The sequence below is a fragment of the Asaia astilbis JCM 15831 genome (assembly GCF_000613845.1).
GTDB lineage: Bacteria > Pseudomonadota > Alphaproteobacteria > Acetobacterales > Acetobacteraceae > Asaia > Asaia astilbis.
Window position 1 is genome coordinate 1 of the sequence record NZ_BAJT01000044.1, and the last position, 957, is coordinate 957.

Below are 957 nucleotides of genomic sequence, written 5' to 3' on the forward strand. Positions count from 1 at the left end.
ACACAATAGCGGCTCAACAATACCATTCGATCTTGACGAAGCGGCTGCGAGCCGTGCTCGACAGGCTGCGGACCCTGACTCGAAATTCGGTGGCATCGCGATCGATCGGCTCCGTTCCACAATCGAAAGAGTCGAGAGGTTAGAGGAAGAGCGCAAGGCACTCGCCTCGGATATCCGCGACATTTTCGCAGAAGCTAAGAGCGCTGGTTTCGATGTGAAAACGATCAAGCACATCATATCGCTCCGCAAAAAAGAGCCGAACGAGATCGAGGAGCAGGAAAGCCTGCTCGATACTTATAAACGCGCGCTTGGGATGTGAGACATGAGCAATTTCACTCACGAACAAGACGTGTTCATCGCGTTATATTTTGAGGTGATGGGGGCAGAGCATCTTGCGCGCGTAGATTTGCCGCAGACGGAGCGCGAGATTGAGGAACGGTTCAAGTTCCTGAAGGAATCTCGTCCTGAAGTTTTCCGGGAAGCCGAGCGGGACATGGCGGCTTTTGACGCTCTCATTGAGCATGACCTCACGCAGAGTATGATTGAGGCTCTCGTGGAAATCTCTAACGGATCTACGTCCCTCGGACGCGGGAAAGGGATAACTGTCTCTGCTTTGCGCTCGCGTGGATTGGTCGGACCCAACCGCATGAGATACGAGCTGACCGAGGTTGGGTCACAGCTAGCCAAACTCTTTCAGGAGGGCGGCAAATGCTAAACCTACTCTTCCCCCGCCTCCGCCGCCTGGAAGCAGAGAACGAGAGCCTGCGCGCTCAACTGTCGGGAGTGAGGCTTCTGCTCGAAGAAGAGCGCTTAAAGCTCTGGGAGGCAAGGCCCGACCCAGTCCGCATGCTTGTTCTCGTCGCGTCCCAGAACAGAGAAATACACGCCCTCAAATCCGAGAACCGCGCCCTTAAACGGCAGCGGGATCGGGCCGGGAGGTTTGCACCATGCGAGAGA

Annotated in this window: 2 protein-coding genes; both read left to right on the forward strand. The window is 55.7% G+C overall.

Going from position 1 to position 957, the window contains the following annotated elements:
• Positions 1-94 precede the first annotated feature (94 nt).
• Positions 95-319, forward strand: coding sequence for a DUF2312 domain-containing protein (locus tag JCM15831_RS15255; protein ID WP_232228236.1), 225 nt, complete (start codon positions 95-97; stop codon positions 317-319).
• A gap of 3 nt (positions 320-322) precedes the next feature.
• Positions 323-715, forward strand: coding sequence for a hypothetical protein (locus JCM15831_RS15260; RefSeq protein WP_025824910.1), 393 nt, complete (start codon positions 323-325; stop codon positions 713-715).
• Positions 716-957 lie beyond the last annotated feature (242 nt).

Bases quoted from the DNA above. Each gene is read 5' to 3' on its own strand.
- JCM15831_RS15260 (WP_025824910.1), top strand. From the start codon at position 323: ATGAGCAATTTCACTCACGAACAAGACGTGTTCATCGCGTTATATTTT.